Origin of the sequence: Nocardioides sp. NPDC057767 (assembly GCF_042798275.1) — a bacterium.
Lineage (GTDB): Bacteria > Actinomycetota > Actinomycetes > Propionibacteriales > Nocardioidaceae > Nocardioides.
The window spans coordinates 13358-27159 of sequence record NZ_JBHVKJ010000028.1 but is presented as its reverse complement, the minus strand read 5'-3'; the positions used below and the strand labels follow the sequence as shown (position 1 = coordinate 27159).

Genomic DNA, 13802 nt, shown 5'->3' with positions numbered 1-13802 from the left:
GACCGAGACCGTGGTGTCCGCCACACCCCCGAAGGAGGGTGGATCAGGCCGGCGCCGGCTCCGCGTCGAGCTCGACGCGGCTGGTCTCCTTGGCGACCAGCAGGCAGACGACGCTCAGCACGGCCAGAGCGGTGAGGAAGTACGCGATCCCGTCGGTGCCCCACCGGGCCAGCAGGTCCTCCGCGATGACCAGCGGTACGGCGCCGCCGAGGATGCCGGCGATGTTGTAGCCCAGCCCGGCGCCGGTGTAGCGGTACTTCGCCTGGAACGTCTCGGGCAGGAACGCCGCGATCGGACCGTAGTTGAGACCGAGCACGCACAGCAGCAGGCTGTTGCCGAGCGCGAAGCTCGCGAAGCTGCCCGGCTGCATGACACCGAAGGCCAGCGGACCGGCCACGACGCCGAAGGCGGCGCCCAGGAGCAGGACCGTGCGGCGGCCGAGGATGTCGGAGAGCCAGGCGGAGAGGATGACCGTCACGCTCATCGCGAACGCGGCGACGATGACTCCGAGCAGCGCCTGGGTCATGCTCAGGCCGAGTGTGCCGACCGCGTGGGCGACCATGAAGCTGGCGCCGGTGTAGAAGGCGCCGAAGACGATCGCCATGATGCCGCCGCCGAGCAGCACCTGGCGCCACTGGTCGCGGATGCAGCCGACGAACGGGAGTGCACTACGGGTGCCGGCTGACTGCACCTTCTTGAACGACGGCGTCTCGGCGATGTTGAGCCGGACCCAGAGGCCGACGCCGATCAGGACGGCGCTGGCCAGGAACGGGATCCGCCAGCCCCAGGCCGCGAAGGCGTCGGGGTCCATCAGGCGGAAGGTGGTCAGCATCGCCCCGGCTGCGATGATCAGGCCCAGGCTGGGACCGAGCTGCGGGAACATGCTGTAGCGCCCGCGCTGGCCGTGTGCGGCGTACTCCGTGGTGAGGAGGGCGGCGCCCGCCCACTCACCGCCCAGCGCGATGCCCTGCAGCGCCCGCAGCACCACCAGGATGACCACGGCGCTCTTGCCGATCGACTCCACGCTCGGGATGAGCCCGATCGCGAACGTCGAGGACCCCATGATCAGCAGCGTGGTGATCAGCGTCGCCTTGCGACCGATCCGGTCGCCGTAGTGGCCGAACAAGATCGCGCCCAATGGGCGGAAGACGAACGCGACGCCGAAGGTCGCGATCGAGGCTAGGGTGCCCTCCGGGCCGCCCATGGACGGGAAGAAGATGGCGTTGAAGACGAGCGCTGCGGCGAGTCCGTAGATGAGGAAGTCGTAGAACTCGATGGTGGTGCCGGTCAGTGACGCCGTCGCGACGCGGCGCATGGTGCGCCCGTCGACCTCGGCTCGGTTAGCCGCGATTTGGGCCATGATCGTGCCTCCTACTCGGATTGGTGAACCGAGTGTGGGGCGGTCGCCACATGTCCGATACCCCCGGACGAGTGCCCTCGAAGGAGGGGGCCTGCCTCTTGTTGCCTGTGATGGTCGTCACTTACGCTCAACGCCATGAGCACCCCCGCGATCGCCCCCGAGGCGCCGTACGACGGGTCCCGGATCGCCCAGACACTGGCCTCCTTCCGGGCCGCGTCGGGGCTGGACCTCGCCTTCGGAGGGCCGGTCCGCGGCGACGGCACGGCCATCGACATCACCGCGACCTGCGGCGCGAAGGGCGTCTCGCTACGCGGCCTGCGGGTCGTCAACGGGGAGGGACTGGGCGGGAAGACCCTGCAGACCCGTCAGCCCGGCTCCGTCGACCACTACTACACGGCGCGCGGGATCACCCACCTCTACGACACCGCTGTGGCCCAGGAGCAGATCCAGACCGTCGCGGCCCTGCCGATCCTGGTCGACCGGAGCCCGCGGATGCTCATCTACCTCGCCTCCCGCTCGCGGCTCGGCCTCGGCGGCGTCTGGTTCGACGGGCTGCGCCCGCTGATCCGCACCCTCGAGCGCGAGATCCTGATCGACGACGAGGTCCGCAACCGGCTCTCCCGGCTGGCCCCTGCGCCGGCTCCCGCCTCGAGATCGGCGGAGGCCGCGACTGCGGCGAAGCGCGATCTCGCCGAACGCCGGGAGATGGCCGCCGAGCTCACCGATCTGGCCGGTCAGGTGATGGACCCTGAGGTACGCAGCCGTCTGGAGGCCATGGTGCTGCGGCTCACCGCCGGCCCCGGGGAGAGCCGCCCGGCGCAGCTGGTCCCTGCCGTGCGCCTGGCCGCGCGCGAGATCGACGTCCTGCGCCAGGTGGCGCTCGGAAACAGCAACCGGGAGGCCGCCGAGGCCCTCGGCATCGTCGAGAGCACCGTGAAGTCCTACCTCAAGAGCGCGACCCGCAAGCTCAACGCCAACAACCGGGTCCACGCCGTCCGGATGGCGCGCGAGGCCGGACTGATCGACTGACGCCGCCCTCGTACGGGGGTACCGCCCGATGAGCCGGGTGCGCAGTATCTCGGCATGACGCATGGGGACTCGGGCGGAGTGTCGGAGAGGTGGCGTACCGCGCTCGCGGACGCCTTTGCAGGACTGCAGGCGGAACGGTTGCCACCGGGGCAGCAGGTGCCGCCGGGGCCGCTGGCGGGAGCGATCGAGCACGCCAGCCTGGGGCGGGTCGACGCGTTCCGGGTCGGCGGCACCCCGCAGGTCGTACGCCGCACCCGCCGCTCCCTCGCCGACGTACCCGACGAGCCGTTCAAGGTGTGCCTCCAGCGCCGGGGCCGGTCCGTCGTACGGCAGGGCGGCACCGAGCTCGTCCTGAGGCCGGGGGACATTGCGATCTACGACACCAGCCGCCCCTACGAGCTACGTTTCGACGAAGCGTGGGAGTGTCTCGCGATGACCCTCCCGCGCCGTGCGCTTGCGGCACCCGGTCCCGCGGTCGAGCGGTCGATGGCGCACGGCTGGACCTCGACCGACGGCCGAACCGGCGTACTCGGGCATCTGCTGGGGAGCGCCGTGCGTCAGGTTCCGCAGGCCGGAGGAGCGACACATCTGGGCGAGGCGGCGATCCAGCTGCTCTCGAGCCTGGTCGGCGGTGAGGATCTGGTCGACCCGGGAGAGGCGCTCCGAGCCCGGGTCATCGCCCACCTGGAGGCCCACGCCTCCGACCCGGAGCTGAGCCATGACGCGGTCGCGGCCGCCCACGGGCTCTCGCCCCGCAGCCTCCACCGGCTCTTCGAGGGCCAACCGCTCTCGGCGATGGCGCATCTGCGCGAGTTCCGCCTGCTGGCGATCCGGGACGCACTGGTCGACCCGGCCCATGCCTCCCGATCGACCGCGACGATCGCGAGTCGCTGGGGATTTCCCGACCCTTCGCACTTCGCCCGCACCTTCCGGTCCCGGTTCGGAGTCACGCCGGGCGCGCTCCGTAAGGGCTCCCTGACCTCGGTGTGAGCCGGTCGCCCGAGCTGGCGCGGAAAGTCAACGAAGTTGGCGTTCCAGGGCGACACAGGTGTGACGCGCCACACATAACGTGACCAGGACCCGACCGGACCAACGGAGGAAACCGCCTTGTCAACACATCCCGAGACGTCACCAGGCCTGTCGGTATCGGGCCTTGCCGACCACGAGATCGGCCGCCGCCGCTTCGTCGGCTACCTGCTGGCCGCAGCCACCGTCACCGGCGCGGCCCAGCTCGGTATCGGCCTCGGCACCCCGGCGGCTGCGGTCGTCCCCGGGGTCCCGCAGCCGGCCGATCTCTACGACCTCAACGACCTGCTGACCGATGCCGCCCGCCCCACGGCGAACCTGATCCAGGTCGTCGTCGAGAAGGATGGCACCGCGTCGTTCGAGCTGCCCCGCGCCGAGGTCGGCCAGGGCATCACCACCTCGATCGCGATGCTGATCGCCGAGGAGCTCGACCTGCCGCTCGGCAAGGTGAACGTGACCTTGTCGAAGGCGCGGCCCGAGCTGATCTGGAATCAGATGACCGGCGGCTCCAACACGATCCATGCGATGTACACGCCCGTACGCGTGGCCGCGGCCATCGCTCGCAAGGCCTTGCTCGACGCGGCGGCGATCGCTCTCGCCCAGCCTCACGACACGCTCTCCGTCTTCGAGGGGGTCATCTCCGCCCCCGGCGGCGCCTCCATCTCCTACGGCGAGCTGGCCACCTCGGCGGCGGCCCTGGTGACGAAGGTCGTCGACGTCGACCTCAAGCCGAAGTCCGACTTCGCGGTGATCGGCACCCCGCGGCGCCGCAAGGACGCCCTGGACGCGGTGACCGGCAAGAAGCAGTTCGCCATGGACATCGACATCCCCGACGCGCTGCCCGCGATGGTCTGCCGCGCCCCCGAGCACAACGGGACGGTGAAGTCCGTCCGCAACCAGAAGGACGTCGAGGCGATGCCCGGCGTGACGCATGTCGTCACCATCCCGACCGGCGTGGCCGTACGTGCCGGCACGTTCGGACAGTGCATCAATGCCATCCGTGCCCTCGATGTCGAGTGGAACCCCGGCAGCGTGAGCGGCCGCTCGGACGCGGACGTCCTCGAAGAGCTCCGCGGCATCCAGCGCCCGCTGGCGGTGCCGAACGTCGAGGAGCTGCTCGGCACGGCGACCGATGCGCTGGGCGGCCTCACCGGTGGTCTCACCGCGGCCGACGTGAAGACTTTGGACACCGACTACGTCTTCTACACCCGCAGCGGATCGCCCCTGGAGACCAACTGTGCCGTGGCCGACGTCCGCGCCGACAAGGCCACGATCTGGGCCGGCTCGAAGACCCCGATCGTGGCCGCCGAGAGCATCGCGCTCGAGCTCGGTCTGGCGCCGACGGCGGTGACGTTCAACGTGATGGAGTCCGGCGGCTCCTTCGGCCGCAAGCTCTTCTGGGACGCCGCGCTGGAGGCGGCCCTGGTCTCGCAGAAGTGCCAGGCGCCGGTCCGGCTGATGTGGCACCGCGCCGACGAGCCCCGCCAGGGCCGCAACCACCCGATGGCGACCTCCCGGGTGCGTACGGTCTGGGCGGGGGACAACATCCTCTCCGTCGAGCAGCAGCACACCTGCACCGCCACCGACTACCGCCACGGCTTCGGCGAGATCCTGACCTCGTCCGCGATCTCCCTCCCGGCGGGTGTGAGCAACCTGGGCGTCTCGGAGACCATCTTCGTGACCTCGCAGCAGGTGCCCTACGACTTCGGCGTCACCACCCAGGGCCTCATGGAGACGACCAGCAAGGCGATCAACTCCGGTGCGGTGCGCAACGTCTACTCGCCCGACGTACGCACGGCCCTCGAGCTGACGATCGACCAGGTCGCCAAGAAGATGCGGCTGAATCCCGTCGAGTTCAGGCTCAAGTACGCCAAGGAGGACCGCCTGCGCCGCGTCATCAAGCAGGTGGCCGCGGCCGGCAGCTGGGGCAGGGCGATGCCCGCCGGCACCGCCCAGGGCATCGCGGTGCACCAGGAGTACAAGGGCTACTCCGCCTGCCTGGTCGAGATCGACTGCCGCCCCGAGACCGTCAACCGGAAGGTCTACAACGCCGTCACCGGGCCCCGGGTCACCAAGGTCACCTTCGCCATCGACTGCGGCGAGGTGATCAACCCCCGGGGCGTCGAGGCGCAGATGCAGGGCGGGATCATGGACGGCATCGCGCTCGCCCTGACCGCCAGCTCGCACCTGGAGGACGGCCACTATCTCGAGGCCAGCTGGGACAACTACTTCTACACCCGGCAGTGGAACACCCCGCCCGACGTACGCGTCTTCGTCATGGATCCGGTCACCGACATCCCCGGCGGCGCGGGGGAGGCCGGGGTCGCGGCCTCGTTCGCGGCGGTGGCCTGCGCCTACGCCCGGGCGACGGGCACCACGCCGACCTCGTTCCCGATCAACCACCACGACCCGATCTCGTTCGAGGTGAAGTCGTTCGTCCCGCCCGTGCCCGCCTCGCCGACCGACGGCCTCAGCTACACATACTGAACAGGGGAAAGAGCATGCCCAACTACACCTTCAGGCTCAACGGGGAGAAGATCACGGTCGACGTCGAGGACAGCGAGCGCCTGCTGTGGGTGCTGCGTGACGTGCTCGGCGTGCGTGGCCCCAAGTACGGCTGCGGGATCAACGTGTGCAAGGCCTGTACGTCGCACATCAACGGCAAGGCGTTCAACCCCTGTGCCACCCCGATCAGCGAGCTCGACGAGGACGACGAGATCACCACCATCGAGGGCCTCGCCGACACCGCTCCTGGCGACGGCCTGCACCCCATGCAGGAGGCCTGGCTCGACGCCGACGTGGCCCAGTGCGGCTATTGCCAGCCCGGCCAGATCATGGCCGCCGTCGCGACCGTCAACAAGGCCCGCGCCGAGGGGCGTTCGGTCACCGACGCCGACATCGACCAGATCCGCAACATCTGCCGCTGTGGCACCTACGTCCGGATCCGGGAGGCGATCAAGGCCGGCGCGAGCAAGATGGGCTGACCTCGCGGCCCCTGGTCACGTACGCTCACGGGATGGCCATCGTCGGAGTCATCGCCTGCGCCGCAGCCGGTGTGGAGCAGCTGTGCGACGAACTGGTCACCCCGTTGCGGGTCGCCGGCCACCAGGTGCCGGTGACCCTGACACCGACGGCGTTCAACTGGCTCAGCGCGAACGGGGAGGCCGAGCGGATCGAGGCCGCCACCGGCTTCCCGGTTCGCGGGCCGAGCCGTCTCCCGTGGGAGCCACGCACCCACCCGGCCCAGCTCGACGTCATCGTCGTGGCGCCGGCGACCTTCAACAGCACCGCCAAGATCGCCCTCGGCCTGGCCGACAACCAGGCCCTGACGGTCGTCACCGAGAGCCTCGCGACCGTCCCCGTCGTGCTCTTCCCGCTCATCAACGCCGCCCACGCCGAGCACCCCGCCTGGGCGTCCCACATGGCCGCGCTCCGGGCCGCCGGCGTACATCTCATCGAGGGTCCCGACCTCTGGCCCCTCCACCCTCCCCGCCAGATGCCCGCGGACCAGGCCCTGCCGTGGCAGGCGATCTTCGATGCCGCTCAGGGGGCAGCACATCGTCGACGGCTCCCAGGGCTCAGTCGGGGATGGTGATGACCTCGATCACGTCGATGTCGAGGGCCTGCAGGGCGTGCAGGATGCCCTGCAGACCCTCTTGGTCGGGCACTTCGCCGGCGAGTGTCGACTGCTCATGATGCGCCCGGGCAGCCAGCCGGGGGAACGCGCTCTGAAGCTCTTGGGAGAGCTCACCGTTCACCCTGATCAGCACCCTCGTCATGGTCGTCCTCGCCTGCTCACGATCAGCACGGTACGGATCATCGGGGCGCGGCAGCTCGCCGAATTCGGGTGAGGCGAGGAGCCCGGTCCGCCGGGATGGTCGGTGAGGAGCCGATGCCGACGACAGCAAGGACTGATGATGGCGAGCCTGACCGCATGGGTCTACGACCGGATCATGGGCGCCGCAGACGCCGAGGTCTGGCTCACCGACCTGCAGGACCGTGGGGCGCTCACCGTGCACGACGCGATCACGCTCACCTGGTTCCCTGGTGCGGAGGAGCCGCAGATCGGCCACCTCCGCCACCGTACGGCGGGTGCCGCAGCAAAGGGCTCTCTGCTCGGTGGCCTTCTCGGGCTCCTCGTGCTCAATCCGGTCGCGGGCGCCGTCGTGGGGGCGGCATCCGCGGCTGCGGTTCAACGGCTGAGGCAGGCCGGCATCGGCGACCAGGTGCTCGCCGATGTCACTGAGCACCTCGGGCCGGGCAGGTCCGCACTCGTGGTGCTGAGCAGCGACGGTGACCCGGATGCCGTCACCGCGGCGATGAAGCACGGCAACCCCACGCTCGTATACGCCGAGCTGGACGACGACCTCGCCGAGGACCTCGAGGAGATCTTCCGCACCGAGACCGCAGAGCCGACTGACGACGGAGACTGACCATGGTGATGAACCGACCGCCCTCCCCACGACCACAGCCCGCCGTCGACACCGGTCGCCACGGTGATGGATGGCGCCGCTGCGGTCGGGGCCGCCCCTGAGCTCTGGTGGGGTCACGAGGTCGAGTCGGCCTCAGACCAGGCCGCGCCCGCGTGCTTCGCGCACCGCCGCCGACCGCGTGTTCACGCCGAGCTTCTGGTAGATCGAGCGCACGTGTGTCTTGACGGTGTTCTCGCTGACTCCTTCGGCCGCCGCGATCGCAGGAATCGTCAGCCGCGAGGGTAGGTCGTGGAGGACGTCGAGCTCACGGGCGCTCAGCAGCCTGCCGAAGACCCGGATGTTGCGGTCCTCCGAGTCGGCCCAGCCGGGTGCGCTGCAGGACGAGGATGCCGGCCACCGTCGTCAGGCCCACGACCAGCGACGCGGGATCGACCCCACCGAGGTGCAGCACCAGGTCGAGCGCCGCGGCGACGCGGTTGCCTCCCTGGGAGTCGTAACCGGTGAAATTGTCGAGCTGGCCGAGCACGATGCTGATGCCGACCGCGGAGATGAACCCCGTCATCGCTGATGCCGACCGCGGAGATGAACCCCGTCATCACCGACGTGGACACGAACCGCAGCAGTCGGCCCAGACGGAGCGCCCCGGCGGCGATCATCAGGACGCCGGTGAGGATCGTCAGCGTGGCGAGCGCACGGACCGGATCCCCGTACGCATCGAGGTCGACGTCCGCCACGATGATCGCCATCGCGCCCGTGCCCTGGATCGCCATCGCGGCGCTGCCCGTGAACAGTGCCCCGCCGGCAAGGCCGAACAGGTAGCCGTAGAGCCCGGCGACCGGGTTCACCCCGGCGAGGAGCCCGCTGGCCAGCCCGTCCGGGACGGACTCGATACCGAGCACGGCACCCGCAGCGGCGTCACGCCGGGCCGCGCGACGGTCGAACAGATGGCGAGGCAACCGGACCCGCTCGCGCAGCCAGGTCAGCATCGGGCCTTCGGCAGGCTGTTGGTGACGTACGCATGACTGCTCACCACACCATCGCAGCGCAGCACCGCGGCGGCGGCCTCACCTGACTCGGGTGAGGGCAAGGCACTCCAGTGATTCCGAGCTCACGACACACCAGGAAGCGCCGAGCGGTTCCCGTTGGACGAAGGCCGTCGACCAGGCGTCGGCTCGCCGGGGGCGTAACGCTCGGTCGAGAGCTGGTCGGCGGAGACCCATTCCGTCGACCAGTCCGTCGGTGTCGTCATACGCACGATCTGAGCCCACCACACGTACTTCCCGAACTGATCGGCCGGCGAGTGTGCCCAGGCCAGGAGGAACACCGGGTCCCCTTCGCTCCCCGGCGAGGGCGACAGGTGCCGCCAGCAGTGCCGTGCCTCCGGGCGGGGCACGATGATCGGTGGCTCAAGGCCGGGCGGCTTCGAGGAACCTGGCGTGCGGGTCATGAATCGATCATACGTTCGATTGACTCGGAAGTGATCTCCGAGGTGCTGGCAGGGGAGGGGCACATGAAAGAACCCCGTCTGACCAGTCAGACGGGGTTCTCGTTGGTGGACGATACTGGGTTTGAACCAGTGACCTCTTCCGTGTCAAGGAAGCGCGCTACCGCTGCGCCAATCGTCCGTGGTTATTCAGTTTATATCAGGGTGGTGCTTCGAGGTGGGTACGGGATTTGAACCCGTGTACACGGATTTGCAGTCCGTTGCCTCGCCTCTCGGCCAACCCACCGCTGGAGGCAATGCCTCCGGTGGAGACCTACTCCGAGCGGACGACGAGGCTCGAACTCGCGACCTCAACCTTGGCAAGGTTGCGCTCTACCAACTGAGCTACGTCCGCTTGTTGCTTCCGGCCCGGTTTCCCGTGCCCTTGGCGACGAGAAGAACATTAACGGAGCCGCACTCGGGGGACAAATCGGGGGTCACCTTCGTGTCATTCACCAACAGCCCCAGGAGTCCCATCGGCGGGCATTCCGGGCCCTGACCAGGGACGTCATAGGGTTGCCGCATGCGCGCGTGGATCGATGGTCAGCTTCTCGACAACCCGGCCGCTCCGGCGGTCTCCATCCGCGACCACGGTCTGGTGGTCGGCGACGGCGTCTTCGAGACGCTCAAGGTGATCGAGGACCAGCCGTTCGCGCTCGACCTTCACCTGGACCGCCTGGAGCGGTCGGCGACCGGACTGGGCCTGCCCGCTCTCGACCGCGGGTTCATCACCAAGGGCGTGGAGGCCGTGCTCGGGGCAGCCCCGACGGCGTACGGGCGCCTTCGGATCACCGTCACGGGCGGGCCGGCGCCGTTCGGGTCCGGCCGCGTGGAGGTCGCGCCGACGGTCATCATCGGCCTGGAGGACGCGGAGCCGAACCCGGCCGCGACCAAGGTCGTCAGCGTGCCGTGGCGCCGCAACGAGCATGGTGCGACGAGCGGCCTGAAGACGACGTCGTACGCGGAGAACGTGATCGCCCTCGCCGAGGCGCGCAAGCACGGGGCTACCGAGGCGATCTTCGCGAACACCGTGGGCGACCTGTGCGAGGGCACCGGGAGCAACATCTTCTACGTGCTCGACGGGGCGCTGAAGACCCCGACGCTGTCCAGTGGTCCGCTGGCCGGGATCACCCGCGCGCTGGTGCTGGAGTGGTTCGGTGCGGAGGAGACCGACGAGCCGCTGGCCGAGGTCGAGGAGTACGCCACGGAGGTCTTCCTCACTTCGAGCCTTCGCGACGTGCAGGCGGTGACGGAATGGGGCACGCGCACCCTCCCGCACGGCCCGGTGACCCGGGCGGCGCAGGAGGCGTGGCGTGCGAACGAGCCGAGCCTGCTCGGCCTCTGAGCCGGAGGAAGAGCTCAGCCGGTGAAGAGCTGCGCCGCACGGCGCAGCGTCTCGATGACTCCGTAGGCCAGCGGAATCCCGACCAGGGCCCAGGCGACGACGATCTTGGGGTTCATGCTGCGCTCCTCTCGGTCTCAGCGGGATCGGCCGAAGACGGCTCGTGGAAACGGTCCGGCACCTGGTGGACCAGGAGGTTGGCGACGAAGCCGACCGCCAGCAGACCGATCATGGTCAGCAGCGCGGGCCGGTAGGCGTCAGCGGTGAGCGTGCCGGGCTCGCCCTGCGCGTCGAGGAAGGCGTTGATGATGAGCGGCCCGGCGATGCCGGCGGCCGACCAGGCGGTCAGCAGCCGACCGTGGATGGCTCCGACCTGGAACGTGCCGAAGAGGTCGCGCAGGTAGGCGGGGACGGTCGCGAAGCCGCCACCGTAGAAGGACAGGATCACCACCGCGAGCAGCACGAACAGCGCCATCGAGGCGCTGCCGACCGTCGCCAGCAGCAGATAGAGGACCAGGCCGACGCCGAGGTACATCATGTAGATCGGCCTGCGGCCGATGACGTCCGAGGTCGAGGACCAGATGAACCGGCCGGCCATGTTGGCGATCGAGAGCAGCCCGACGAAGCCTCCGGCCGCGACGGCGCTCACCGAGGAGACTCCGTCGGAGCGGAAGAAGTCCTGGATCATCGGAGCCGCCTGCTCGAGGATGCCGATGCCGGCGGTGACGTTGCAGAAGAGCACGATCCAGACGAGCCAGAAGGAGCGGGTACGGACGGCGTTGCGAGCAGAGACGCTCGCGGTGGTGACGAGCTTCTTCTCCTTGACGCTGGCCGGGTCCCAGCCGGCCGGCGTCCAGCCCTCCGGCGGGACCCGCACCGTGGCGGCGCCGAAGGACATGAAGACCAGGTAGACCACGCCCAGGGTGAGGAACAGCATCATCACGGCGTGGCCGTCGGGCACGGTCGTGGCGTCACCGGTGTAGGACGGGTCGTAGAGCGCCAGGAGCCGGCCGCTGAGCGGGCTGGCGATCATCGCGCCGCCGCCGAAGCCCATGATCGCCATCCCCGTGGCCAGGCCCGGCCGGTCCGGGAACCACTTGATCAGCGTGGAGACGGGGGAGATGTAGCCGATGCCGAGCCCGATGCCTCCGATGAAGCCGTAGCCGAGGTAGACCAGCCACAGCTGGCCGGTGCCGATGCCGAGCGCCCCGATGAAGAACCCGGAGGCCCAGAACACCGCGGCCGCGGTCATCGCCGCGCGCGGTCCGTTGCGGTCGACCCAGGTGCCCATCACGGCGGCGGAGAGGCCGAGCATCACGATCGCGATCGAGAAGATCACGCCGATCGCCGTCTGGCTCGAGTCGAAGTGCTCGACGAGAGCGGTCTTGTAGACGCTCGTGGCATACACCTGGCCGATGCAGAGGTGGACGGCGAGAGCGGCGGGTGGGATGAGCCAACGGCTGAAGCCGGGGGCGGCCACCGTTCGCTCGCGAGACAGGAAAGCTGGCAGCACTGTGACCTCCGAGAGGGTGCGGGTGACGCACATCACTACCACAGTTGACCTGGCAACCGCGAGGGATCGCTTCCGGTCAGCGAAAAGCACGCACCCTCCCGTCCCGGGCTTCCGGGACGGGAGGGTGCGCTGACGAACGAGCAGGCGGGCGGAGTGCCTACTCGGCGTCGAAGGAACTGCCCAGCAGGTCCGCGATCAGCGCGTCGAGATCCATGTGCTGGTTCTCCGAGCCGACCGGGACGGCCGAGAAGGACTTGCCGAGGAACGTCTGGACCTCGCTGGAGTCGGCGGTCGCGATGAGGCGGCCGTCGGGGGAGCTGAAGTCGAAGACGGCCACCGCCTTGGCGTCCTCGTCGATGCTGGGGTAGATCTTCACGTCGCCCTCACCGGCGGGGGCGGCCAGTCCCTGAAGCATCAGGGTGCGGGACACGACCCACTCGACGTCACCGCCGCTGGAGTGGAAGGTCAGGCTCACTGCGTACGGGTCGTTCTCGCGGTAGCCCAGGGTGGTCGGCACCTCCACCGTGCGACCCCAGGGGTCGAGGCACGAGATCTTGATGTCCTGCTGCACTGCCGGGTGCTTGATGTCGCTCATTCGTCCGCTCCTTCTTGGTGGTCTTGCCAAGGAGACGGAGCGGTACGCGGCTGATGATGCCGTTTCTACAAACTTTCTGAACCGAGTTGTGGAGGCCTGGATCACACCCGGGCGAGAGCGGCTTCCAGGCGGGCGACCGGGGAGGCCAGGTTGTAGGTCGCGGCGAGCTCGCGCAGGCGTTCCGGGTCGGCCGGAGCGCTCGGCAGGGCGGTCCGGCTGCGGTCCAGGTCGAGGTCCCGCGCCACCGCCACGACCTGCGGGGCCACGGCCAGATACGGGACCGCGTCGATGAACTTCTGCCGCTGCGCCTTGGTGAGGGCGGTGGTCGGGTCGGCGACGGCGGCGACGATCCCGTCGAGGTCGCCGTACTGCTCGAGCAGCTTGGCCGCGGTCTTCTCACCCACTCCCTTCACGCCTGGCAGCCCGTCGGAGGTGTCGCCGCGCATGGTAGCGAAGTCGGCGTACTGGGCGGCGGTGATGCCGTACTTCGCGATCACCCACTTCTCGTCCACCAGATCCGGATCGCCCACACCGCGGGTCGGGTAGAGGATGCGTACGCCGGCGGCGTCGTCGACCAGCTGGAAGAGGTCGCGGTCGCCGGTGACGACGTCGACCGGCATCCCCGCGCCGGTGGCGAGGGTGCCGATCACGTCGTCGGCCTCGTAGCCGTCGGCGCCGATCACGCAGATCCCGGCGGCGGCGAGCACCTCGCGGATGATCGGCACCTGGACCTGCAGCGGGTCGGGGACCTCCTCCACGTCCGGGGCGGTCTCGAGCTCCTCGACCACACGGTGGGCCTTGTAGGACGGGATCAGGTCGACCCGCCACTGCGGGCGCCAGTCGTTGTCCCAGCAGCACACCAGATCGGTGGGGGAGTAGTCGTTGACCAGCCGGGAGATGAACTCCAACAGACCACGGACGGCATTGACCGGGGTGCCGTCCTCGGCCTTGATGTCGGGCACACCGAAGTAGGCCCGGAAGTAGAGCGACGCGGTGTCCAGCAGGAGCATTCGAGGTTCAG

Annotated in this window: 15 protein-coding genes, 3 tRNA genes and 1 pseudogene; 7 read left to right on the top strand and 12 right to left on the bottom strand. The window is 69.4% G+C overall.

The genetic code is table 11. The features are described from left to right. Positions 1–43: 43 nt before the first annotated feature. Positions 44–1360 (bottom strand): MFS transporter, encoded by a 1317-nt coding sequence (locus ACFVDI_RS15785; protein ID WP_378906577.1) that lies wholly within the window; start codon positions 1358–1360, stop codon positions 44–46. 135 nt (positions 1361–1495) lie between these two features. On the opposite strand from ACFVDI_RS15785, the gene ACFVDI_RS15780 reads away from it, so the two are divergent. The 5 genes from ACFVDI_RS15780 (at position 1496) to ACFVDI_RS15760 (ending at position 7010) form a co-directional block, all read left to right on the top strand. Then, entirely contained in the window at positions 1496–2389 is an 894-nt protein-coding gene (locus ACFVDI_RS15780) for a response regulator transcription factor (RefSeq protein ID WP_378906575.1), read from the top strand. Positions 2390–2443: 54 nt separating this feature from the next. Continuing rightward, positions 2444–3379: a helix-turn-helix domain-containing protein gene (locus tag ACFVDI_RS15775; protein ID WP_378906573.1), complete on the top strand. Its 936-nt coding sequence runs from the start codon at positions 2444–2446 to the stop codon at positions 3377–3379. Positions 3380–3496: 117 nt separating this feature from the next. Further along, entirely contained in the window at positions 3497–5902 is a 2406-nt protein-coding gene (locus tag ACFVDI_RS15770) for a molybdopterin cofactor-binding domain-containing protein (protein WP_378906571.1), read from the top strand. 14 nt (positions 5903–5916) lie between these two features. Continuing rightward, on the top strand, positions 5917–6399 hold the full coding sequence (locus tag ACFVDI_RS15765) for a (2Fe-2S)-binding protein (protein ID WP_378906569.1): 483 nt from the start codon (positions 5917–5919) through the stop codon (positions 6397–6399). Positions 6400–6431: 32 nt separating this feature from the next. Beyond that, positions 6432–7010: a flavoprotein gene (locus ACFVDI_RS15760; protein ID WP_378906567.1), complete on the top strand. Its 579-nt coding sequence runs from the start codon at positions 6432–6434 to the stop codon at positions 7008–7010. Here ACFVDI_RS15760 and ACFVDI_RS15755 read toward each other — a convergent pair. Further along, positions 6994–7194 carry a hypothetical protein gene (locus tag ACFVDI_RS15755; RefSeq protein WP_378906565.1) on the bottom strand — a complete coding sequence of 67 codons (201 nt, stop codon included), beginning with the start codon at positions 7192–7194 and terminating at the stop codon, positions 6994–6996. The two genes, ACFVDI_RS15760 and ACFVDI_RS15755, sit on opposite strands and share 17 nt — an antisense overlap. A 138-nt stretch (positions 7195–7332) precedes the next feature. Here ACFVDI_RS15755 and ACFVDI_RS15750 point away from each other — a divergent pair, with 138 nt between their 5' ends. Continuing rightward, positions 7333–7848 (top strand): DUF1269 domain-containing protein, encoded by a 516-nt coding sequence (locus ACFVDI_RS15750; RefSeq protein ID WP_378906563.1) that lies wholly within the window; start codon positions 7333–7335, stop codon positions 7846–7848. A gap of 132 nt (positions 7849–7980) precedes the next feature. On the opposite strand, the gene ACFVDI_RS15745 is transcribed toward ACFVDI_RS15750, so the two are convergent. The 7 genes and pseudogenes from ACFVDI_RS15745 to ACFVDI_RS15715 all read right to left on the bottom strand — a co-directional run bounded on the left by ACFVDI_RS15745 (position 7981) and on the right by ACFVDI_RS15715 (position 9686). After that, positions 7981–8115 (bottom strand): LuxR C-terminal-related transcriptional regulator, encoded by a 135-nt coding sequence (locus tag ACFVDI_RS15745; protein ID WP_378906688.1) that lies wholly within the window; start codon positions 8113–8115, stop codon positions 7981–7983. A 37-nt stretch (positions 8116–8152) separates the two neighbouring features. Then, entirely contained in the window at positions 8153–8410 is a 258-nt protein-coding gene (locus ACFVDI_RS15740; protein ID WP_378906561.1) for a SulP family inorganic anion transporter, read from the bottom strand. 106 nt (positions 8411–8516) lie between these two features. Beyond that, positions 8517–8834, bottom strand: a pseudogene (locus ACFVDI_RS15735) (SulP family inorganic anion transporter); the annotation flags it as partial. A 122-nt stretch (positions 8835–8956) separates the two neighbouring features. Continuing rightward, a complete protein-coding gene (locus ACFVDI_RS15730) occupies positions 8957–9295 on the bottom strand; it encodes a hypothetical protein (protein WP_160146572.1) in 339 nt (112 codons plus the stop codon). Between the two features lie 103 nt (positions 9296–9398). Further along, positions 9399–9473, bottom strand: a tRNA-Val gene (locus ACFVDI_RS15725). Between the two features lie 34 nt (positions 9474–9507). Beyond that, positions 9508–9578 (bottom strand) — tRNA-Cys (locus ACFVDI_RS15720). A 35-nt stretch (positions 9579–9613) separates the two neighbouring features. Then, a tRNA-Gly gene (locus ACFVDI_RS15715) sits at positions 9614–9686 on the bottom strand. Between the two features lie 168 nt (positions 9687–9854). Between ACFVDI_RS15715 and ACFVDI_RS15710 the strand changes: the two genes are divergently transcribed. After that, positions 9855–10676: an aminotransferase class IV gene (locus ACFVDI_RS15710; RefSeq protein ID WP_378906559.1), complete on the top strand. Its 822-nt coding sequence runs from the start codon at positions 9855–9857 to the stop codon at positions 10674–10676. Positions 10677–10788: 112 nt separating this feature from the next. Here ACFVDI_RS15710 and ACFVDI_RS15705 read toward each other — a convergent pair whose 3' ends face one another. From ACFVDI_RS15705 to ACFVDI_RS15695, 3 genes are all read right to left on the bottom strand, one after another. Next, positions 10789–12219: an OFA family MFS transporter gene (locus ACFVDI_RS15705; protein WP_378906557.1), complete on the bottom strand. Its 1431-nt coding sequence runs from the start codon at positions 12217–12219 to the stop codon at positions 10789–10791. A 124-nt stretch (positions 12220–12343) separates the two neighbouring features. Continuing rightward, positions 12344–12781 carry an SsgA family sporulation/cell division regulator gene (locus ACFVDI_RS15700; protein WP_378906555.1) on the bottom strand — a complete coding sequence of 146 codons (438 nt, stop codon included), beginning with the start codon at positions 12779–12781 and terminating at the stop codon, positions 12344–12346. 101 nt (positions 12782–12882) lie between these two features. After that, positions 12883–13791 carry a 5'-3' exonuclease H3TH domain-containing protein gene (locus ACFVDI_RS15695; protein WP_378906686.1) on the bottom strand — a complete coding sequence of 303 codons (909 nt, stop codon included), beginning with the start codon at positions 13789–13791 and terminating at the stop codon, positions 12883–12885. Positions 13792–13802: the final 11 nt, after the last annotated feature.

Coding starts and splice junctions, on each gene's coding strand:
- ACFVDI_RS15705 (WP_378906557.1), bottom strand. CDS start 12,219: ATGTGCGTCACCCGCACCCTCTCGGAGGTCACAGTGCTGCCAGCTTTC.
- ACFVDI_RS15760 (WP_378906567.1), top strand. CDS start 6,432: ATGGCCATCGTCGGAGTCATCGCCTGCGCCGCAGCCGGTGTGGAGCAG.
- ACFVDI_RS15755 (WP_378906565.1), bottom strand. CDS start 7,194: ATGACGAGGGTGCTGATCAGGGTGAACGGTGAGCTCTCCCAAGAGCTT.
- ACFVDI_RS15750 (WP_378906563.1), top strand. CDS start 7,333: ATGGCGAGCCTGACCGCATGGGTCTACGACCGGATCATGGGCGCCGCA.
- ACFVDI_RS15780 (WP_378906575.1), top strand. CDS start 1,496: ATGAGCACCCCCGCGATCGCCCCCGAGGCGCCGTACGACGGGTCCCGG.
- ACFVDI_RS15730 (WP_160146572.1), bottom strand. CDS start 9,295: ATGACCCGCACGCCAGGTTCCTCGAAGCCGCCCGGCCTTGAGCCACCG.
- ACFVDI_RS15765 (WP_378906569.1), top strand. CDS start 5,917: ATGCCCAACTACACCTTCAGGCTCAACGGGGAGAAGATCACGGTCGAC.
- ACFVDI_RS15785 (WP_378906577.1), bottom strand. CDS start 1,360: ATGGCCCAAATCGCGGCTAACCGAGCCGAGGTCGACGGGCGCACCATG.
- ACFVDI_RS15740 (WP_378906561.1), bottom strand. CDS start 8,410: ATGACGGGGTTCATCTCCGCGGTCGGCATCAGCATCGTGCTCGGCCAG.
- ACFVDI_RS15775 (WP_378906573.1), top strand. CDS start 2,444: ATGACGCATGGGGACTCGGGCGGAGTGTCGGAGAGGTGGCGTACCGCG.
- ACFVDI_RS15710 (WP_378906559.1), top strand. CDS start 9,855: ATGCGCGCGTGGATCGATGGTCAGCTTCTCGACAACCCGGCCGCTCCG.
- ACFVDI_RS15700 (WP_378906555.1), bottom strand. CDS start 12,781: ATGAGCGACATCAAGCACCCGGCAGTGCAGCAGGACATCAAGATCTCG.
- ACFVDI_RS15695 (WP_378906686.1), bottom strand. CDS start 13,791: ATGCTCCTGCTGGACACCGCGTCGCTCTACTTCCGGGCCTACTTCGGT.